At 45.7% G+C, this 17,952-nt stretch carries 17 protein-coding genes; 4 read left to right on the top strand and 13 right to left on the bottom strand.

Annotated features, from left to right (window positions below):
- The first annotated feature begins 85 nt into the window (after positions 1 to 85).
- A complete protein-coding gene (gene cdd / locus AC0VXX_RS07175) occupies positions 86 to 979 on the top strand; it encodes a cytidine deaminase (protein WP_475516534.1) in 894 nt (297 codons plus the stop codon).
- 109 nt (positions 980 to 1,088) lie between these two features.
- Here cdd and AC0VXX_RS07170 read toward each other — a convergent pair whose 3' ends face one another.
- The 11 genes from AC0VXX_RS07170 to yceD all read right to left on the bottom strand — a co-directional run bounded on the left by AC0VXX_RS07170 (position 1,089) and on the right by yceD (position 9,800).
- The gene (locus tag AC0VXX_RS07170) at positions 1,089 to 1,964 is read right to left on the bottom strand and encodes an NAD(P)-dependent oxidoreductase (protein ID WP_475516533.1); all 876 of its coding nucleotides are present in this window, start codon (positions 1,962 to 1,964) and stop codon (positions 1,089 to 1,091) included.
- A gap of 476 nt (positions 1,965 to 2,440) precedes the next feature.
- A complete protein-coding gene (locus AC0VXX_RS07165) occupies positions 2,441 to 2,920 on the bottom strand; it encodes an acyl-CoA thioesterase (protein WP_475516532.1) in 480 nt (159 codons plus the stop codon).
- An 88-nt stretch (positions 2,921 to 3,008) separates the two neighbouring features.
- Positions 3,009 to 3,368 (bottom strand): hypothetical protein, encoded by a 360-nt coding sequence (locus AC0VXX_RS07160; RefSeq protein ID WP_475516531.1) that lies wholly within the window; start codon positions 3,366 to 3,368, stop codon positions 3,009 to 3,011.
- 159 nt (positions 3,369 to 3,527) lie between these two features.
- Entirely contained in the window at positions 3,528 to 4,769 is a 1,242-nt protein-coding gene (gene fabF / locus AC0VXX_RS07155; protein WP_475516530.1) for a beta-ketoacyl-ACP synthase II, read from the bottom strand.
- Between the two features lie 185 nt (positions 4,770 to 4,954).
- The gene (gene acpP / locus AC0VXX_RS07150) at positions 4,955 to 5,188 is read right to left on the bottom strand and encodes an acyl carrier protein (RefSeq protein ID WP_011865403.1); all 234 of its coding nucleotides are present in this window, start codon (positions 5,186 to 5,188) and stop codon (positions 4,955 to 4,957) included.
- A gap of 159 nt (positions 5,189 to 5,347) precedes the next feature.
- Entirely contained in the window at positions 5,348 to 6,094 is a 747-nt protein-coding gene (gene fabG, locus AC0VXX_RS07145; RefSeq protein WP_110456141.1) for a 3-oxoacyl-ACP reductase FabG, read from the bottom strand.
- A gap of 11 nt (positions 6,095 to 6,105) precedes the next feature.
- Complete coding sequence (gene fabD, locus AC0VXX_RS07140) at positions 6,106 to 7,032, bottom strand: ACP S-malonyltransferase (RefSeq protein WP_475516529.1); 927 nt, start codon at positions 7,030 to 7,032, stop codon at positions 6,106 to 6,108.
- Between the two features lie 42 nt (positions 7,033 to 7,074).
- Entirely contained in the window at positions 7,075 to 8,034 is a 960-nt protein-coding gene (locus tag AC0VXX_RS07135; protein WP_475516528.1) for a beta-ketoacyl-ACP synthase III, read from the bottom strand.
- A 9-nt stretch (positions 8,035 to 8,043) separates the two neighbouring features.
- Positions 8,044 to 9,072, bottom strand: coding sequence for a phosphate acyltransferase PlsX (gene plsX / locus AC0VXX_RS07130; RefSeq protein ID WP_110456144.1), 1,029 nt, complete (start codon positions 9,070 to 9,072; stop codon positions 8,044 to 8,046).
- A gap of 15 nt (positions 9,073 to 9,087) precedes the next feature.
- Positions 9,088 to 9,258: a 50S ribosomal protein L32 gene (gene rpmF / locus AC0VXX_RS07125; protein WP_020913118.1), complete on the bottom strand. Its 171-nt coding sequence runs from the start codon at positions 9,256 to 9,258 to the stop codon at positions 9,088 to 9,090.
- Between the two features lie 17 nt (positions 9,259 to 9,275).
- Entirely contained in the window at positions 9,276 to 9,800 is a 525-nt protein-coding gene (gene yceD, locus AC0VXX_RS07120; protein ID WP_475516527.1) for a 23S rRNA accumulation protein YceD, read from the bottom strand.
- Between the two features lie 324 nt (positions 9,801 to 10,124).
- Here yceD and AC0VXX_RS07115 point away from each other — a divergent pair, with 324 nt between their 5' ends.
- Positions 10,125 to 10,739, top strand: coding sequence for a Maf family protein (locus AC0VXX_RS07115; protein WP_475516526.1), 615 nt, complete (start codon positions 10,125 to 10,127; stop codon positions 10,737 to 10,739).
- Between the two features lie 264 nt (positions 10,740 to 11,003).
- Complete coding sequence (locus AC0VXX_RS07110) at positions 11,004 to 11,891, top strand: IS982 family transposase (protein ID WP_475514697.1); 888 nt, start codon at positions 11,004 to 11,006, stop codon at positions 11,889 to 11,891.
- A gap of 286 nt (positions 11,892 to 12,177) precedes the next feature.
- On the opposite strand, the gene AC0VXX_RS07105 is transcribed toward AC0VXX_RS07110, so the two are convergent.
- Both AC0VXX_RS07105 and rluC read right to left on the bottom strand, forming a co-directional pair.
- Positions 12,178 to 12,834, bottom strand: coding sequence for an HAD-IA family hydrolase (locus AC0VXX_RS07105; protein ID WP_475516525.1), 657 nt, complete (start codon positions 12,832 to 12,834; stop codon positions 12,178 to 12,180).
- Entirely contained in the window at positions 12,831 to 13,790 is a 960-nt protein-coding gene (rluC, locus tag AC0VXX_RS07100; RefSeq protein WP_475516524.1) for a 23S rRNA pseudouridine(955/2504/2580) synthase RluC, read from the bottom strand. The genes AC0VXX_RS07105 and rluC overlap by 4 nt, the downstream gene beginning before the upstream one ends.
- Positions 13,791 to 14,388: 598 nt before the next feature.
- Here rluC and rne point away from each other — a divergent pair.
- Positions 14,389 to 17,850 carry a ribonuclease E gene (rne, locus tag AC0VXX_RS07095; protein ID WP_475516523.1) on the top strand — a complete coding sequence of 1,154 codons (3,462 nt, stop codon included), beginning with the start codon at positions 14,389 to 14,391 and terminating at the stop codon, positions 17,848 to 17,850.
- Positions 17,851 to 17,952: the final 102 nt, after the last annotated feature.

Below are 17,952 nucleotides of genomic sequence, written 5' to 3'. Positions count from 1 at the left end.
AGTAAATGCGACCCTGATCGCATTTACTCAGTAACTTAATTACTAAAATGATTTATCAATCGCCTAACCATTAAGGAAAAAGCTCATGCAAGATAGATTTATTCACTGCATAGCTCAGCTACCGTCAACCTTGGCTGATAAGTTAGTGCCCATTTTAAATGATGACTTTGCCGGTCATATCGATGCACAACAAATTGCTGATTTAGTCAAAGCGACTCAATTACCCGTTAATGAACTGCTCTTAGCACTGTTGCCTGTGGCTGCTGCGCTTGCAAAACCTCCCATTAGTGAATTTTATGTCGGCGCCATTGCCAAGGGGAAAAGCGGCGACATTTACATGGGGGGAAATATTGAACTAGAGGGCGAAGCCCTTTTTCACAGTGTCCACGCCGAGCAAAGCGCCATTAGCCATGCTTGGTTAAGTGGCGAGAGCGTCATCGAAGATATCATAGTCAACGAGTCACCTTGCGGACATTGTCGCCAGTTTATGAATGAATTAGTTGCGGGCCAGCAAATCAAAATCCACCTACCAAATCAGGTCACTCAACCACTGTCACATTATTTACCTTACGCGTTTGGCCCAAGCGATCTTAATGTTACTCAGCCATTGTTGTCTAAGCAGCAACATGAACTTGCGCTAGATAGTACAGATCCTATGGTGATTGAAGCCTTAGATCATGCGAGCTTAAGTTATGCCCCTTACACTGGCAGCTATGCCGCTGTAGTGCTCGAAACCCGAGATGGGCAAACCTTCTGCGGGCGTTACGCCGAAAACGCCGCCTTTAACCCGTCTATGCTACCGATGCAGATGGCATTATCAGCCATGGTACGTCACAACCGTGACTTTAGTGAGATAAAGCGTGCAGTATTGGTCGAGTCCGGTCAGGGAAAAATCTCTTTGGTCGGAGCCTCTATGGATGCCTTACATGCCTCTGCGCCAGTTGAACTTGAACATATCGTGCTCGATCCAAGTCAATAAACACCTTTATCGAACCCAATAGCAAAAAGGACTGCATTGCAGTCCTTTTCTATGTGCTCACCTAAGTGGCTAACCGACTATGTCAGCAGATCACTGCAGCCTGACACGATTATTTACGGTGTCGTTCTAAACGCGATAACAAGCTAGAGGTATCCCAGCGCTCGCCACCACTGGCCTGCACGTCACAATAAAATTGATCAACCAAGGCGGTTAAAGGCAGCTGCGAGCCATTGCGTCTGGCCTCATCTAATGCAATGCCCAAATCTTTACGCATCCAATCAACAGCAAAGCCTAAATTATATTCACCTTGCCACATGGTCTGATAACGATTTTCCATTTGCCAAGACTGCGCCGCGCCTTTACTTATCACCTCAACCACTTTTTCGCCATCAAGTCCTGCACTTCGCGCAAAGTGTAGTCCTTCAGCAAGTCCTTGCACTACACCGGCGATACAGATTTGGTTAACCATTTTAGTCAGTTGACCACTACCCACCTCACCTAGCCGCTCCGCACAACGAGCATAGGCTTGCATCACTGGCTTGGCGGCATCAAATGTGGTTTGTGCGCCACCAACCATCACAGTCAATACGCCATTTTCAGCGCCCGCTTGACCACCAGAAACCGGCGCGTCGATAAAACCAACATCTTTAGCTTTCGCTGCTGCGCCAATCTCACGCGCAACGTCAGCAGAGGCTGTGGTATGGTCAACTAAGACGCTACCAGGCAGCATCGCCGCCAATGCCCCCTGCTCACCTAAGATCACTGCACGCAAGTCATCATCATTACCAACACAAACAAAGACAAAATCTTGTCCTTTAGCAGCATCGAATGGGGTTGCTTGGTATTGTCCACCGAACTCTGCTGCCCAAGCTAACGCCTTTGCTGTAGTGCGATTATACACTGTTACCTCATGCCCCTGTTTCACCAGATGCCCCGCCATTGGGTAACCCATGACGCCTAACCCTAAAAATGCGACCTTTGCCATTTGTAGTCCTATCTTTGTAATTGATGTTTTTACCGTCGAAAAAACGGCTTAAATTGTGGGTACAGCAAACATTGTACCTTTAAAAAAGAGTCTTTTAAAAAGAGCCTTTTAAAAAGAAATTAATACACCTGTGTAACCATAAAAATTGATCCCAAACGAATCTCAATATGCATCATATAACCGACTGTCGCAATGATGGCTTGTGTGCCGTGTTCGTAGTAATAGCAAAACAAGCACAAAGAAGTCTGTCAGAGCGTTAAAGATTTATTAGTAGATGAAAGTGATAAGGTTAATGCATTCGGCCATGTTCACGCTTAGTGACAATTAGCAATTAAATGAAGGGAAATAACGAGGAATAAGGTCTATATTCCAAACGGTACTGATGAGAGTCACATTAGATTTTTAGCTGTAGAGTGTGGCCATGATGAATAGCTGAGCATAAAAAAGGTGCCCATTGGCACCTTTATTTCAATCGATTAAGGCTTTAGATGCGCCGCCATCTCTGCCCCAATTTTTTTACGCATATCCATTAATCGAATCGCAGACTCACGCATCTCTTTATCACCATCTGTCTGAGGTATCCATTCAGGTACCTCTGTCGGCTGGCCTTCATCATCTACTGCGACCATGATCACCACGCAATGGGTCGTCAAATAACGCTCGGCATGCTTAGGGTCGCCTGCCTTGACATCAATACCTAAATGCATAGACGTACGTCCGGTATAAACCACTTTGGCGCTAACTTCGACAATATTGCCCACATGGATAGGTTTGACAAAGCGGATCCCGCCAGCATAAACGGTAATACAATACTTACCACTCCAACCTGCTGCACAGGCATAGGCCGCTAAATCGATCCACTTCATCACGGCGCCACCGTGAACTTTCCCCCCAAAATTGACATCGGCCGGCTCGGCTAAAAATCGTAATGTGATGTTTCTTTCTGTTCCAGCCATGTAATTTAACTCTATAAGATCACCTAGCTAAAGTGTACTGCAAATAGACTAAATCGAATATCTAAGATTGACGATTTACGCTGTAATGTTAACCGAACATCATCACCAACAAACAGGCAAAGACGATTAACGGTAATGCGAGGCGAAATAGCCATAGTTGAACCGAAGCGGTAATAAAGCGCTCAAGTTTCAACACCGAATAGGCTATCAGCCCACTCATAAACAGCAATAACACCTCAACCCCGGCAAGCGTATTGGTATCGCCACCGGTATAAATCGCCGTGACTAACAGCGCAAACCACACAGAAGCAAATGCCGTCGCGGCGCAGACAAACGTCTTCATCCCTATACTGAGTTTTATTGCGCTTTCGCCACGGATCATAGTACTTAAATTCGCAGTCAAAGCGCCAACTAACGGCATTAAAGGCACAACGAATAGATTGAGCACGATAGGTTCCTAATCATAGCAGTAACATAAATAGAGCCGAATTATCTGCTGATATAGGCCACTTGCCAATAGAGATGAATTAAGCTTAATCCACCTATCATCTAATGTTAATCACCCATAAAAAAAGCACCCTAAGGTGCTTTTATAAGACAAGAAGGTTTATTCACCGCGTTTAAACAATAACGAGCCGTTCGTGCCACCAAATCCAAATGAGTTACATAGTGCGTACTCAAACTGATGTTGGCGGGCTTTATGGGCTACGAAGTCCAAATCGCATCCCTCATCAGGATTATCCAAGTTAAGGGTTGGTGGCACTATCTGATCACGCAGCGCCAATAGGGTTATAATCGCCTCAACCGCACCAGCTGCACCTAAAAGATGGCCTGTCATAGACTTAGTTGAACTCACCAATAGCTCATAAGCATGCTGCTCAAATACTGATTTAACCGCTGCAACTTCGGCTTTATCACCAGCTGGGGTCGACGTGCCATGGGCATTAATATAACCCACTTGCGTCTTATCAATACCGGCATCGTTGATCGCGTTAACCATAGCTGCAGCAGCACCTGCGCCATCGGCTGGCGGCGAAGTCATATGGAAGGCGTCGCCGCTCATACCGAAACCGACCAACTCACCGTAAATAGTGGCACCGCGCGCTTTAGCTCGCTCATATTCCTCTAACACCATCACACCAGCACCGTCACCGATGACAAAACCATCACGATCTTTGTCCCATGGACGACTAGCCGCTGTTGGATCATCATTTCGAGTCGAAAGTGCTTTGGCTGAAGCAAAACCGCCTACCGCTAACGGACAAGTTACATCTTCTGCCCCGCCAGCAACCATCACGTCAGCATCGCCATAGGCAATGGTGCGGGCAGCAAAACCGATATTATGTACACCAGTGGTGCAGGCAGTCGTTACCGCAAAGTTAGGTCCAGTCATACCATATTTGATCGACAGATGACCGGCTATCATATTGATAATGGTGCTAGGCACAAAAAAGGGCGAAATCTTACGAGGGCCGCCTTTTAATAACGCAGAGTGACCCGCCTCTATCAGTGGCATGCCGCCCATACCAGCACCAATAGCGGTACCAACACGAGTTGGATCTTCTTGCTCCATGTTTAATCCAGCATCTTCTATGGCTTGGATACCCGCAGCCATACCATACTGAATAAACAGATCCATCTTACGCGCTTCTTTTTTGGGCAGGTATTGCTCAACATCAAAATCTTTTACCGACCCACTAAAACGGGTCGAAAATTCAGATGCATCAAATTTTGTGATTGGCGCGATACCGCTCTGTCCTGCAACTAATGCTTTCCAGGACGTCTCTACGGTATTGCCTACAGGAGTGACGAGACCAAGACCTGTTACGACTACACGACGTTTAGACACGTTTTCACCTTTTGACTAAAGTAATGATGATATGCCCCAAGGGGCAATAAAATGATAGGGCTTACTAACGTTATAGCACATTGAGGGGCCAGAGTTGCCTCTGCACACGGACGGTGCTGAGCATGTTCATAAGCCGAAAACAAAAACAGGCGGCATAAATGCCGCCTGTTTTCTAGAATTCAGTATTACTGATTCTTAGAAACGTAATCGATCGCTGCTTGAACAGTAGTGATCTTTTCAGCTTCTTCATCAGGGATCTCAGTGTCAAACTCTTCTTCTAGAGCCATTACCAACTCAACGGTGTCCAGAGAATCTGCACCTAGGTCGTCAACGAAAGATGCTGCTGGTTTAACGTCTTCTTCTTTAACGCCCAGTTGCTCGATAATGATTTTCTTTACACGTTCTTCGATGTTGCTCATTAGTTTCTTTCCTATTCAAATTACGCACTTGCGTAAGATTGCGAGTAGTTTATTCAATTTGGCACACAATGCAAGCTTAACTTTTGTGGTCTAACCACGAAACCTACGCAAATTTACGCCCAAATTCAATCAAAATCAGCCAGTTGTTTTAACTGACGATTACACCATGTACATGCCGCCGTTTACATGTAGAGTTTCCCCCGTAATGTAAGCAGCTGAATCCGAGGCTAAAAATAGTACAGCATTCGCAATTTCTTGCGGTTGCCCTAATCTTTCCATCGGAACTTGTGACATGATACCTTTTTGCTGCTCTTCAGTCAGCTCATCTGTCATATCAGTCTGAATAAATCCAGGTGCTATAGCATTCACTGTTATTTGACGAGATGCAACCTCTCTGGCTAACGATTTTGTAAATCCGATCAATCCTGCTTTAGCTGCGCAGTAGTTAGTTTGACCTGCATTACCCATTGTACCGACAACTGAGCCAATGTTAATAATACGACCCTGACGTTTTTTCATCATAGAACGCATCACCTGCTTAGAAGTGCGATAAACAGATGTCAGATTGGTATCAATAATATCGAGCCACTCATCTTCTTTCATGCGCATTAACAAATTATCACGTGTGATACCTGCATTATTGACAAGAATATCAACATCGCCAGCTTTTTCTTTGATCGAGGTAAACAATTGAGCCACTGACTCACTGTCGGTCACATTTAATACTAAACCAAACCCCTTGTCCCCAAGATAGTCTTGGATAGCTGCCGCACCACGCTCGCTGGTAGCTGTGCCAATAACGGTGGCACCAGCTTGTACTAACGTTTCAGCCACTGCGCGGCCAATACCACGGCTAGCCCCTGTGACCAAGGCAACCTTGCCAGTTAAATCAATAGTAAAACTCATTAATGACTCCTTTATTCACTCAGCGCAGCAACGGTGGCAGGATCGTTAGCCACTTTAGCACTCAGTGATCGATTAATTCTTTTCGCAAGACCGGTTAATACTTTACCTGGACCCACTTCAACCAATTGTGTTACGCCAGCGCCAGCCATAGCGTCTATCGTTTCAGACCATCTTACTGGGCAATAAAGCTGACGCACTAAGGCATCTTTGATGGCGTCAGCGGCTTGCGGCGCGGCAACATCGACATTATTGATTACATCAATGACAGGTGCGTTAAATTCAATGCCCGCTAAGGCTTCGGCTAACTTGTCAGCTGCAGGCTTCATTAACTCGCAATGCGAAGGCACACTCACAGGCAGTGCCACTGCCATTTTAGCACCAGCCGCTTTACATGCCGCTGCGGCACGTTCAACCGCAGCCTTTTCACCAGCAATAACCACTTGACCAGGACTATTATAGTTAACAGGGCTAACAACGGCACCTTGGGCAGCTTCATCACAAGCCGTTTGGATAGCCTCATTATCTAAACCTATAATGGCATACATAGCACCGGTTCCAGCTGGAACGGCTTGTTGCATCAGTTGTCCACGAAGTTCAACCAGTTTTACCGCATCGGTAAAGCTCATCACACCAGCGCAGACTAAAGCTGAATATTCACCTAGGCTGTGACCTGCCAGCATAGCAGGCTTAGGTGCATTGGTTAATGCTATCGCACGCCAAATGGCAACACTTGCCGTTAGCAATGCTGGCTGGGTTTTATCGGTTTGGTTAAGAGTTTCAACTGGTCCCTCTTGAACAAGTTGCCATAAGTCATAACCTAATACCTGACTCGCCTCAGCGAAAGTTTGCCCGATAACATCATGCTCAGCGGCTAAATCGGCCAGCATTCCTACGGCCTGAGACCCCTGTCCAGGAAAAACATAAGCAATCTTTTCCATTTTATATACCTTTACTCAATCTATATATTGTCAACAACAATACTAAAAGCGAACTAGCGCACTGCCCCAAGCAAATCCGGCACCAAAAGCTTCTAGCAACAATAGCTGGCCACGTTGAATACGACCATCACGCACCGCTTCATCCAGTGCAATCGGCACGGAAGCCGCTGAAGTGTTACCATGTTTTGCTAGAGTTAACACCACTTTATCTAAACTCATATCGAGTTTTTTAGCGGTCGCTTTTATAATGCGGAAATTAGCTTGATGAGGAACTAACCAGTCGATATCAGCTTTATCAATTTGATTAATACGTAATGTTTCTGTGACCACATGCGACAACTGCGTGACGGCAACTTTAAAGACATCATTGCCTTTCATTGTCATGTAACCTACCGCTTCAGAACTTTCACCCGATCGCGGTGGGAATGAACATTTAAGCAGGTCACCTTGACGACCATCGGCATAGATATGAGTCGATAAGATACCCGGTGTATCTGAGGCACCTATCACAGCCGCGCCAGCACCATCACCAAATAAAATAATCGTTGAGCGATCTTCAGGTTGGCACAGACGTGATAACACATCGGCACCGATGACTAACACTTTTTTAGCCGCACCAGTTTTAACAAACTGATCTGCAACCGATAAAGCGTAGACAAAACCTGAACAAGCGGCAGCGACATCAAATGCGGGAATGGTGTGAACACCGAGTAAAGCCTGTATCTCACATGCGGCGGCAGGAAAAGCATTACTGGCACTGGTGGTGCCACACACTATCATGTCTAACTCACTTGCTGCTATACCAGCCATTTCAAGCGCTTTAACTGCCGCTTGATAACCCATGGTCGATACAGATTCATCTTTGGCCGCTATTCTGCGCTCTGAGATACCGGTACGTTCAACAATCCACTGGTCACTGGTTTCCACCATTTTTTCCAGATCGTGATTGCTACGGACTTGCGCTGGCAAATAACTACCAGTTCCGAGAATTTTTGTATGCATAAGGAGATATCAGTTATTTATGTCTAAAAGGATCGACTCAAGACGTTCTTCAATCATCTTGGGGAGTCGACGTTGCGCTTCGGTTACAGCCAAACTAATTGCTTGCAAATAGGCAGACTCATCCGCGCTTCCATGACTTTTTACTACAATTCCGCGCAATCCTATCAGACTTGCCCCGTTATAGTGGTCGGGGTTCATCTGATTTAAAACACTATTGATGCGCGGAGCGATTAACTTGGCCATTAATCGTACAAAAAAGCCTTGAGTTAATCCTTTCTTTAACTGATGCACGAGGAGCCTTGCTATGCCCTCGGAGGTTTTAAGCGTGATATTACCGACAAACCCATCACAAACGATGACATCAACATTACCTAAATAGATATCATCACCTTCAATAAAGCCGGTGTAATTAATTTGTGGACTCTGTTGCAATAACTGCCCAGCTTGCTGAACTTGATCGTTACCCTTTATCTCTTCAATCCCGACATTGAGCAAAGCCACTTTAGGGGAAGGGTTCTTATCGACCGCTTCACATAATACCGAGCCCATCACCGCAAACTGAAATAAGGTTTCAGAGCAACATGACACATTTGCCCCTAAGTCGAGTAAGTAAACCGGTTTTTGATTAACGGCAGGCAGGCAACTGACTAAAGCAGGCCTATCGATGCCGGGTAAGGTTTTCAGTAACACTTTAGAAATTGCCATTAACGCGCCGGTATTACCGGCACTGATACAGGCTTGAGCCTTGTTATCGCGAACTAATTCTATGGCGAGGCGCATTGAACTTTGCTTACAATTACGCAAAGCATGTACAGGGCGATCGCACATTTTCACCACTTCAGTGGTATGAATAATTTCAATTCGTGACAGTAATGACGATTCACATTGGCGTAATAGAGGCTCTATTTGCGATCTATCGCCAACCATAATGACATTTAGGAAGGGGTATAAGCGAAGTGCCTGCAGGGTTGCAGGCACTGTGATGCAGGGGCCAAAATCGCCCCCCATCGCATCTAACGCAAGCGTCAGATCAGTCATATAATTATCAACAAATTACTTGTTGATAACCTTTTGACCACGGTAGAAACCGTCTGCTGTCACATTGTGACGACGGTGTAGTTCACCACTCGTAGCGTCCACTGACAATTGAGCAGTGCTCAATGAATCGTGTGAACGGCGCATACCGCGCTTTGAACGAGATTTTTTATTCTGTTGTACAGCCATTTGACCTGTCTCCTAGATTACTTGCTCTTCAGTTTTTCTAACACTGCAAACGGATTTGGACGCTCCAGTTGAGCGGGTTCAATCTCGCCTACTACTATATCTTGATCGCCTTGGCTGCAACTTTCGTCAACATGCATAGGGATCAGAGGCATAGCTACGATCAATTCATCTTCAATCAATTGATGCAGACGAACTTCACCTATCTCATTGCACTCAATAGGGTCATACGCATCCGGGAGCTCATCGATTTCTGCCTCAGACCCACAAGGGCTAAAACAAAAGTCGACCGTAACCTCTGTGGTAAATAGTGTCATGCAACGTTGACAATTCAGAGTGAGCTCCGTCACAGCCTTCCCTTTCAGGTAGACTATCCCCTGTATATCTACGCCACATTCAAGCGACACTGCCACATCGGAACAGTCGCCGGCACATAATTCATTTAACCGTTTTAACTGCACACCAGGAATCATGCCTTCATAAGAAAGCTTGCTTGCCGCCGCGCGGTTTGGATCAATTGAAACCGGTATCTTTACTGTTTGCATAAGGCGCGCATATTATAGTTTGAATTACTCTTAGTCAAAGGAAAATTCACTACCTTCATCATTCAAGATAGTTATTCTTAAAAACTCATGAATAAATCAAAATTTATTGGAGGCAAAATTCTACCCAAGCGCTCAGTGATACTCAAGCCCCGCACGCTTAAAATAGAAGCATTCATTCACTAATTTTAGTCGAATACTGATAGATTTTAGTCGGTAGTCGCACAATATGACACAATGAGGCATTAACTAATGTGCCTGCCAGTCATTGTCAGTGCGATTGTATGCCATTATCTTATCTTGAAATATCTTAACAAAGGCCTATTAATGACACCGCTCATTGTTTTAGCATCGACCTCTAGCTACCGTAAATCACTGCTGGAAAAATTATGTATTACTTTTGATACTTGTGCGCCCGATGTGGATGAAACCCCCAAAATCAATGAAACGGCCCCTGATTTGGTGACACGTCTGGCCGTCGCCAAGGCAAAAGCTGGGGCTAAAGGTCAATCTTCAGGGCTAATTATTGGCTCAGATCAGGTAGCAGTCGTTAATGGACAAATCGTAGGTAAACCTTTAACCCAAGAAAACGCCGTAACGCAACTGATGAACGTCTCAGGTAAAAGCGTTACCTTTTATACTGCTGTTGCGCTCTACAATGTGGTTAGTGACAGTGTCGAGGTACGATGCGAGCCCTTTATCGTCCACTTTAGAGTACTGACAGAAGCGCAGATACGCTATTACATAGCAAAAGAGCAGCCACTTAATTGTGCGGGTAGCTTTAAATGCGAGGGATTCGGTATTGCCTTGTTTACTCGCCTTGAAGGGCGCGACCCCAATACTTTAGTGGGGCTACCGCTTATCGCGCTCACTGAGATGCTGCTCAATCAAGGCATCGATATCCTAACCCCGCCAGCCGACGCTAAGTTAATCTCGGGTTAAACATGCCTTATAACGTGATTAAGCATAGTTATACGAGCAAACCTAAGCTCAATATTCTATAAGCTCATTGATGAGCACGCCAATGTATAGTTGATACGGCAGAGGCAATGATTGACTTTCGTCCCTATAGGCACCCAGCAATACAAGCAAAGGAATATAGGTTGAAGATCCTAAGTAACCTGAACTCGGGATAAGAAATTGAACTAATAGCCCTCTTTGTGATCAGATCTCTCGACCAAGATTAATCAATCACGCAGAGGGCATATGAATAATTTAGTGGATGTATTTTGTGATGTCGATGATTTTTGTAATGCTTTTATTCCTCAATGGGAACAACAGTGCCTAACCGATGGAACTCGCAAGCGTAAGCGCGCAGGCAGAATGACGATGAGTGAAATTATGACAATTATCATCGCCTTCCATATGTCTAATCATCGTGACTTCAAGAATTTTTACACAGGATATCTGGCTCGTTTCTACAAATCTGATTTTCCAAACTTACTCAGCTACACTCGATTTCTTGAAGTCATGCCGAGTGCAGTCATTCCAATGTGCAGTTATTTTTCCTCTTTAAAAAGCGAACCGACAGGCATCGAGTTCGTTGACTCAACGAGCATTAAGGTTTGTCATAATTTACGAATTCCAAGGCATAAAACGCTAGCAGGTCTCGCCAGCCGAGGAAAAGGCACGATGGGCTGGTTCTATGGTTTTAAACTTCATCTTATTGTGAACCATCGAGGTGGCATCGTTGCAGCCAAAATAACACCTGCGAATGTGCATGACACGAAACCCGTAAAAGGTATGGTCGTTGAATCAATGGATAAACTCTATGCTGATAAGGGGTATATCGGCAAAGCGTTAGCAGGCGACCTATTAGAACGTGGGGTAACTATCGTTAATAACGTGCGTAAAAACATGAAAGCAAAGGCTTTATCATTATGGGATAGAGCCATGCTTTCTAGACGATTTATTATCGAAACAATCAATGACCAGCTAAAAAACATCTCACAAATAGAGCATACGCGGCACCGCAGCGTACATGGTTTCATGCTTAATGTGATAGGAGGTTTAGTGGCTTATCAACTCAAAGAGAATAAGCCACAACTCAATATTACATCAGCAGAATTCAACGTGATTTCAGTGTTACGTTAAACCGATCTGAGGTTAAGTAAAAACGACTCAACAACATCTGCTTAGACTTTTAGCCTTTAGCCTTTAGCCTTTAGCCTTTAGCCTTTAGCCTGAATCATCACGACTGTGATCAGACATCAGATAGTGATGTTATGTGAGATTGTGACCTTAAATGCAATAGTTTTTATGTATGAGTGAGTTGTTATTTATGAGAAAGCGGCATCGCAAATTTGCATAGTCAGCGTGCATACACGCTAACTATGCAAAAACACCACAACCAGATGCAAAAATACAGCAGGAGGGGTAATTAGCGCTGAGCTGTGATCGCGGCAAATAGATCTGGGGTTGATGAGACAATAGCCACAGGTAAGGCTGCACTTAATCGCTCTGCACTATGGGCACCATAGCTCACACCAATGGCATCCATTCCAGCATTACGGGCCATATTGAGATCATGAATAGAATCACCAATCATCACCGCCTTTTCTGGCGCCACCGTCAATTGTTGTAATAATTGCTGCAACATTTGTGGATGCGGTTTACTGTGGGCTTCATCGGCGCAGCGACTCGCAACAAAGTGCTGGTTAAATCCGGTCTCATGCAAAACTCGGTTTAATCCAGCTCGGGCTTTGCCAGTTGCTACAGCCAACTGATGACCCGATGCCTTTAAGGATAACAGTAACTCCTCTGCCCCATCGAAGACAGGGCTTGGTGTTTGGTTAAGCTGCAAATATTGTTCACGATAAACATTAATCATATTGTGGCGTGTCTGATGACAGGCACTGGGGTGCAATACATTTAACGCTTCATCCATCGACAAACCGATAATATCGCGCACGGCCGCCTCAGTAGGCACCAATAAGCTCAACTCTTTTGCCGTTTGCTGCATACATGCCACAATTTTACCGACCGAGTCCATTAGCGTACCGTCCCAGTCGAATATGACTAATTCATATCGTTTCATACTTTTTCCAATTTCGATAATAGCTGTTCTAACGCCTTATCTAATGGCGCCTTGACCTGCATAACCTCTTCCGTACTCGGATGAATAAATTTAAGCTGCGCTGCATGCAAGAATAAACGGTTAAGCCCTAGTGCTCGCATCGAATCATCAAAATTCTGCTCACTGTACTTATCGTCACACGCAATAGGATGGCCCGCATATTGGCAATGCACCCGAATTTGGTGAGTTCGACCAGTAACTGGACTTGCCTGCACTAACGTTGCCCCTTTATAACGCTGCTTTATTTTAAAGCGCGTCTCAGAGGCTTTCCCCTCTGGATTGACTCGCACAATTCGCTCACCTGATTTTAGGGTCAGTTTTAATAGTGGCGCGTTAACGACTTTATCATGGCTCTGCCACTCACCACGCACCAGTGCATAGTAATCTTTCTGCATTTTTTTATAACGCAATTGATCATGCAGATGTTTAAGCGCACTGCGTTTCTTGGCAATCAGCAGAACACCCGAGGTGTCTTTATCTAACCGATGCACTAATTCAAGAAATTTTTGTTGTGGTCTGAGTGAGCGCATCGCTTCAATAACACCAAAATCGACGCCACTGCCACCATGTACCGCAATGCCAGCAGGCTTATTAAGCACAATAAGCCAGTTGTCTTCAAATACGATGCGCGCTTCAAGTTGCGAAACCTTGGTCAACTTAGCGCTCGGAGCGGGCTTGTCGTCACTGGCCGACACCCGAACAGGCGGGATGCGAACAATGTCGCCATCTTGTAATTTATACTCAGGTTTAATCCGTTTCTTGTTTACCCGCACCTCGCCTTTACGCACGATACGATAGATCATGCTTTTAGGGACGCCCTTGAGTTTAGTCACAAGAAAATTGTCGATTCGTTGACCTAAATGATCTTCATCTATAGTAACCAATTCGACATTATTTAGAGGTTGTTGATTATTCATACTACGCCTTGCTCTCGTTCAAGCCGCTTATTGTACACAACTAACAACTTTTATGCCTTTCCATTTGCTGAATTTCTGGTTTGTTGCTATATTTGCCACGCCAATGGGGTTAAATGATGAATAAAGTGTTCATTCTTCCCCCAAAGCATGCGCGAAAAGCGGAGAGTAAAAGACATTACTACTGAGTAGCAAATCATTGATTTACAAGTCGTTGCATCAAAAATAAACCGAGAAAACGCGTTTGAACGACTAAACCCAGTATCTATGCCACATTTCAAAGAGGTTTCTCCAGCAAATAGCGCTCCAAATTCGAAGTTTAATTCTAACTCGTCATCAGACTGACGCTTATCGATTTTGGCATTACAGGAAAGTACATAGAATTTATGGGGTTGGTTGACGTTTTACAACGAATTCCTTGTTTTTAGTAATATTAAAAAATAAGCCATAAATAGGTTGCGACACGCAGTGATTGCGTTTTACAGACAATGCGCACCTTAGCCCAGAACCAAGCCGCGAGGCTTCACTCATCAAATCTGGGCCCGTAATGCATCGAAACTAGCGAGTTTGATGACCCTATTTTAAGAAGAAATACGTCATCATGAAACGGATGTTAATTAATGCGACTCAATCTGAAGAGTTGCGCGTTGCCCTAGTTGATGGGCAACAACTGTATGACCTAGATATCGAAAGCCCTGGTCACGAACAGAAAAAAGCCAACATTTACAAAGGTAAAATTACCCGCGTAGAACCCTCTCTAGAAGCCGCATTTGTGGACTATGGCGCCGATCGCCATGGCTTCTTGCCACTGAAAGAAATTGCGCGCGAATATTTCCCTAACGGTTACTCGTTCCAAGGCCGCCCTAACATCAAAGAAGTGGTGAAAGAAGGTCAAGAAGTCATAGTTCAAATCGATAAAGAAGAGCGCGGTAATAAAGGTGCAGCATTAACGACCTTTATCAGCTTGGCTGGCTCTTATTTGGTCCTGATGCCAAACAATCCTCGCGCTGGCGGTATTTCTCGTCGTATCGAAGGTGATGAGCGTACCGAATTAAAAGCGGCGATGTCAGAGCTTGAAGTGCCACAAGGCATGGGCCTTATTGTCCGTACTGCCGGTGTTGGTAAAGATTCCGCTGAATTAAAGTGGGACTTAAAAGTCTTACAGCATCACTGGACCGCTATCGAAGAAGCGGCTAAAACACGTCCAGCGCCATTCCTTATTCATCAAGAAAGTAACGTTATCGTGCGTGCTATCCGCGATTACTTACGCCGTGATGTGGGCGAAGTCCTTATCGACCATCCGCGCATTTACGAGCAAGCTAAACAGCACGTTGCACTCGTTCGCCCAGACTTTGTCGACCGTATTAAGCACTATGATGCCGAAGTGCCGCTGTTTACTCACTTCCAAATTGAAACTCAAATTGAATCGGCTTTCCAACGTGAAGTGCGTCTGCCATCTGGTGGTTCAATTGTTATTGACCCGACCGAAGCATTAACGTCAATCGATATTAACTCTGCCCGTGCCACTAAAGGCGGTGATATAGAAGAGACAGCACTGAACACCAACCTTGAAGCCGCCGACGAAATTGCACGCCAATTACGTTTGCGCGACCTAGGTGGTCTGGTGGTGATTGATTTCATCGATATGACCCCAGTCAGACATCAACGTGAAGTTGAAAACAGAATGCGCGATGCCGTTCACCACGACAGAGCCCGCGTACAATTAGGCCGTATTTCGCGCTTTGGTTTGATGGAAATGTCGCGTCAGCGCCTGCGTCCGTCACTGGAAGAGTCGGCTGCACACTTATGCCCACGTTGTCATGGTCAAGGTACGATTCGCGGAACTGAATCATTAGCGCTGTCTATTTTGCGTCTGATGGAAGAAGAGGCTATCAAAGAAAACACCTCGCAAATTGAAGCCGTGGTACCTGTTGATGTTGCAGCGTTTCTACTCAATGAAAAACGCAAGGCAATCCGCATCACCGAGCAGCGTCACAACGTCGAAGTGTATGTGATCCCAGATCCAAACATGACTACGCCTGATTATCGTGTTTCGCGTCACCGTAAAGATGACCAAATTAGCGAATCAAGCTACAAACTACTTGAAAAGCAAGAGTCTAAGCTTTACGAGCCACGTAAACTTGAACGTGCAGCATCACCAGAGCCTGCACTAAAAGGCTACGCAGCGCCTACGCAAGAGCCAAAAACAGAGACACCAGTACAACAACCTGTACAAAAAGTTGCTGACGTTAAAAAGCCAGGTTTATTGTCAAAGTTGGTTGCTGCTATCAGTAACCTCTTCAGTGCCAGTGAACCAAGCAAAGAAGAGAAAGAAACTAAAGAGCAGCCTCGTCGCAATACGCAAAGCCGTGGAAATGGTCGTCGTAACACACGTCGTAATGATACCCGCAAAAATCGTGATGACAGCGACAACAAAGAGACTGATAACAAGCGCACGCGTTCGCCTAAGGCCGATGCCACTGATGCTCGCCCAACTAAAGCGCGTAATGACAACAAGCGTGTTAAACGTGACGATACCAAAACACGCAGCCCACAAAAGGCCGCTGAAGAGGTTAGCACTGACCAAGAACAGCAACCTAAACAGGAAGCAGCAAGAGAGCGTCGTCAACGTCGTAACATGCGCCGTAAAGTCCGTGTTCAGACCGAGCAGCAACAAGCTGATGAAGCAGCGTTAGCATTGCAAGCACAAACTCAAGATGTCGAGGTTGAGCCTAAGCCTGATACCAAACAAGCTGATGCAGCAACGCCACAAGATGAGCAAAACGCCCGTCCAAAGCGTCAACCACGTAAAGCTAAGCCAAAGCAAGATAAAGCGGCCGATACCGCAGCTAATGCTTCGGAATCTAGCGCTGTTGAATCAAAGACTGTTGAAGCTGATGCTGAACCCTCAAAGGCTGTTGAATCAAAGCCAGCGCAAAACGCTGACTCGGCTAACGAGACTCAACCTAAGCAAGAGCAGGCTCAAAGTGATAATGAAACGGCAAGCCAAGATCAAGCTCAGGTCAATAATGATGACAACTCAGCCGACAACAATGACGCAGATGCCGATAACAAACGTGAGCCACGTGATGGTCAACGTCGCAGTCGTCGTAGTCCTCGTCATCTGAGAGCAGCAGGCCAACGTCGTCGTCGTGACGAAGATGGCGACCAAGAAGGCCGTTCAGACAATGGTCAGCCCGCGTTTATCCCAAATGATGTTGAAACCGCGCCAATCCTTGATAATGATATGGCTCAATCTGTCAACACTGACTATGTGAACAACGCCGAGCCTGCTCAGCAAGCCTCTGCTGAAACAGCGCCGTCAGATGAAGCACCAGCGAAAGTTACGGTTCACGCTGAAACTGCCGAAGTCAAAACGACTGAAGCTAACGCACCTGCGTCAGATAATACTGTAGCCCAAGAGACTCAGCCTGCTGTGGACGCTAACTCTGATGCTTCAGAGAGCCTTGACGCTAAAGCAGAAAAACCAGCCTCTAAACCTAAAGGCCGTGTCACTTCGTCATCAAGCGCATCGAGCACTTCAGCGAAAACCACTGCCGACAGTGTCAAGGCTGACAATGTTGCTGATAATGTTAAAGCTGATAAAGCTGACGTTGTACCGGCGGCTAACGCGCAAGCAGCGACCCAAGAGGATATCGCTAAACCTATTGAAGCAACGGTAGAACCAGTAACTACAGTAGAGCCAGTAGCAAACGTTGAAGTGTCTGCAGATGTGGATACCGCTACGGATTCGGCGCAAGCTGCACCTAAGTCGGTTTCTGCACCAATGGCCAAGCCAGCTAAGATTGAGGCTCCAGCAGTATCAGCTGCGACACCTCAAACTTCGGCACCAGCAGCACCTGTGGCAAAGGCTAAAACGGCGGCTAAACCTGCCAGCCGCTTTGGCACCATGGTCAATTCAACCATGACCAAACCAACGGTAGAGGCTCGTCCCAATGTTGATATTCCTACAGGGCGTCAATATGAGGCTTCAACAAAAGAAGCAACGACAGAGCCGACGACGCATGGTAACAGTGCCAATTCGGATATGGCCCGCCCTTAAGGGATAGTCATTATCGAACTTAAAAAGCCATGCTGAGCAGCATGGCTTTTTATTTTATTGCGGTCAAAATTTTGCTAGTATGCGCGACCGCAATTCCCATCA

The organism is Shewanella sp. QJM3NY_23, from assembly GCF_056173105.1.
This window is presented reverse-complemented; position numbering and strand designations above follow the sequence as displayed.

Excerpts from the sequence above, each read along its gene's own strand:
- cdd (WP_475516534.1), top strand. The coding sequence starts at position 86 with ATGCAAGATAGATTTATTCACTGCATAGCTCAGCTACCGTCAACCTTG.
- AC0VXX_RS07170 (WP_475516533.1), bottom strand. The coding sequence starts at position 1,964 with ATGGCAAAGGTCGCATTTTTAGGGTTAGGCGTCATGGGTTACCCAATG.
- AC0VXX_RS07165 (WP_475516532.1), bottom strand. The coding sequence starts at position 2,920 with ATGGCTGGAACAGAAAGAAACATCACATTACGATTTTTAGCCGAGCCG.
- acpP (WP_011865403.1), bottom strand. The coding sequence starts at position 5,188 with ATGAGCAACATCGAAGAACGTGTAAAGAAAATCATTATCGAGCAACTG.
- fabG (WP_110456141.1), bottom strand. The coding sequence starts at position 6,094 with ATGAGTTTTACTATTGATTTAACTGGCAAGGTTGCCTTGGTCACAGGG.
- fabD (WP_475516529.1), bottom strand. The coding sequence starts at position 7,032 with ATGGAAAAGATTGCTTATGTTTTTCCTGGACAGGGGTCTCAGGCCGTA.
- AC0VXX_RS07135 (WP_475516528.1), bottom strand. The coding sequence starts at position 8,034 with ATGCATACAAAAATTCTCGGAACTGGTAGTTATTTGCCAGCGCAAGTC.
- plsX (WP_110456144.1), bottom strand. The coding sequence starts at position 9,072 with ATGACTGATCTGACGCTTGCGTTAGATGCGATGGGGGGCGATTTTGGC.
- rpmF (WP_020913118.1), bottom strand. The coding sequence starts at position 9,258 with ATGGCTGTACAACAGAATAAAAAATCTCGTTCAAAGCGCGGTATGCGC.
- yceD (WP_475516527.1), bottom strand. The coding sequence starts at position 9,800 with ATGCAAACAGTAAAGATACCGGTTTCAATTGATCCAAACCGCGCGGCG.
- AC0VXX_RS07115 (WP_475516526.1), top strand. The coding sequence starts at position 10,125 with ATGACACCGCTCATTGTTTTAGCATCGACCTCTAGCTACCGTAAATCA.
- AC0VXX_RS07110 (WP_475514697.1), top strand. The coding sequence starts at position 11,004 with ATGAATAATTTAGTGGATGTATTTTGTGATGTCGATGATTTTTGTAAT.
- AC0VXX_RS07105 (WP_475516525.1), bottom strand. The coding sequence starts at position 12,834 with ATGAAACGATATGAATTAGTCATATTCGACTGGGACGGTACGCTAATG.
- rluC (WP_475516524.1), bottom strand. The coding sequence starts at position 13,790 with ATGAATAATCAACAACCTCTAAATAATGTCGAATTGGTTACTATAGAT.
- rne (WP_475516523.1), top strand. The coding sequence starts at position 14,389 with ATGAAACGGATGTTAATTAATGCGACTCAATCTGAAGAGTTGCGCGTT.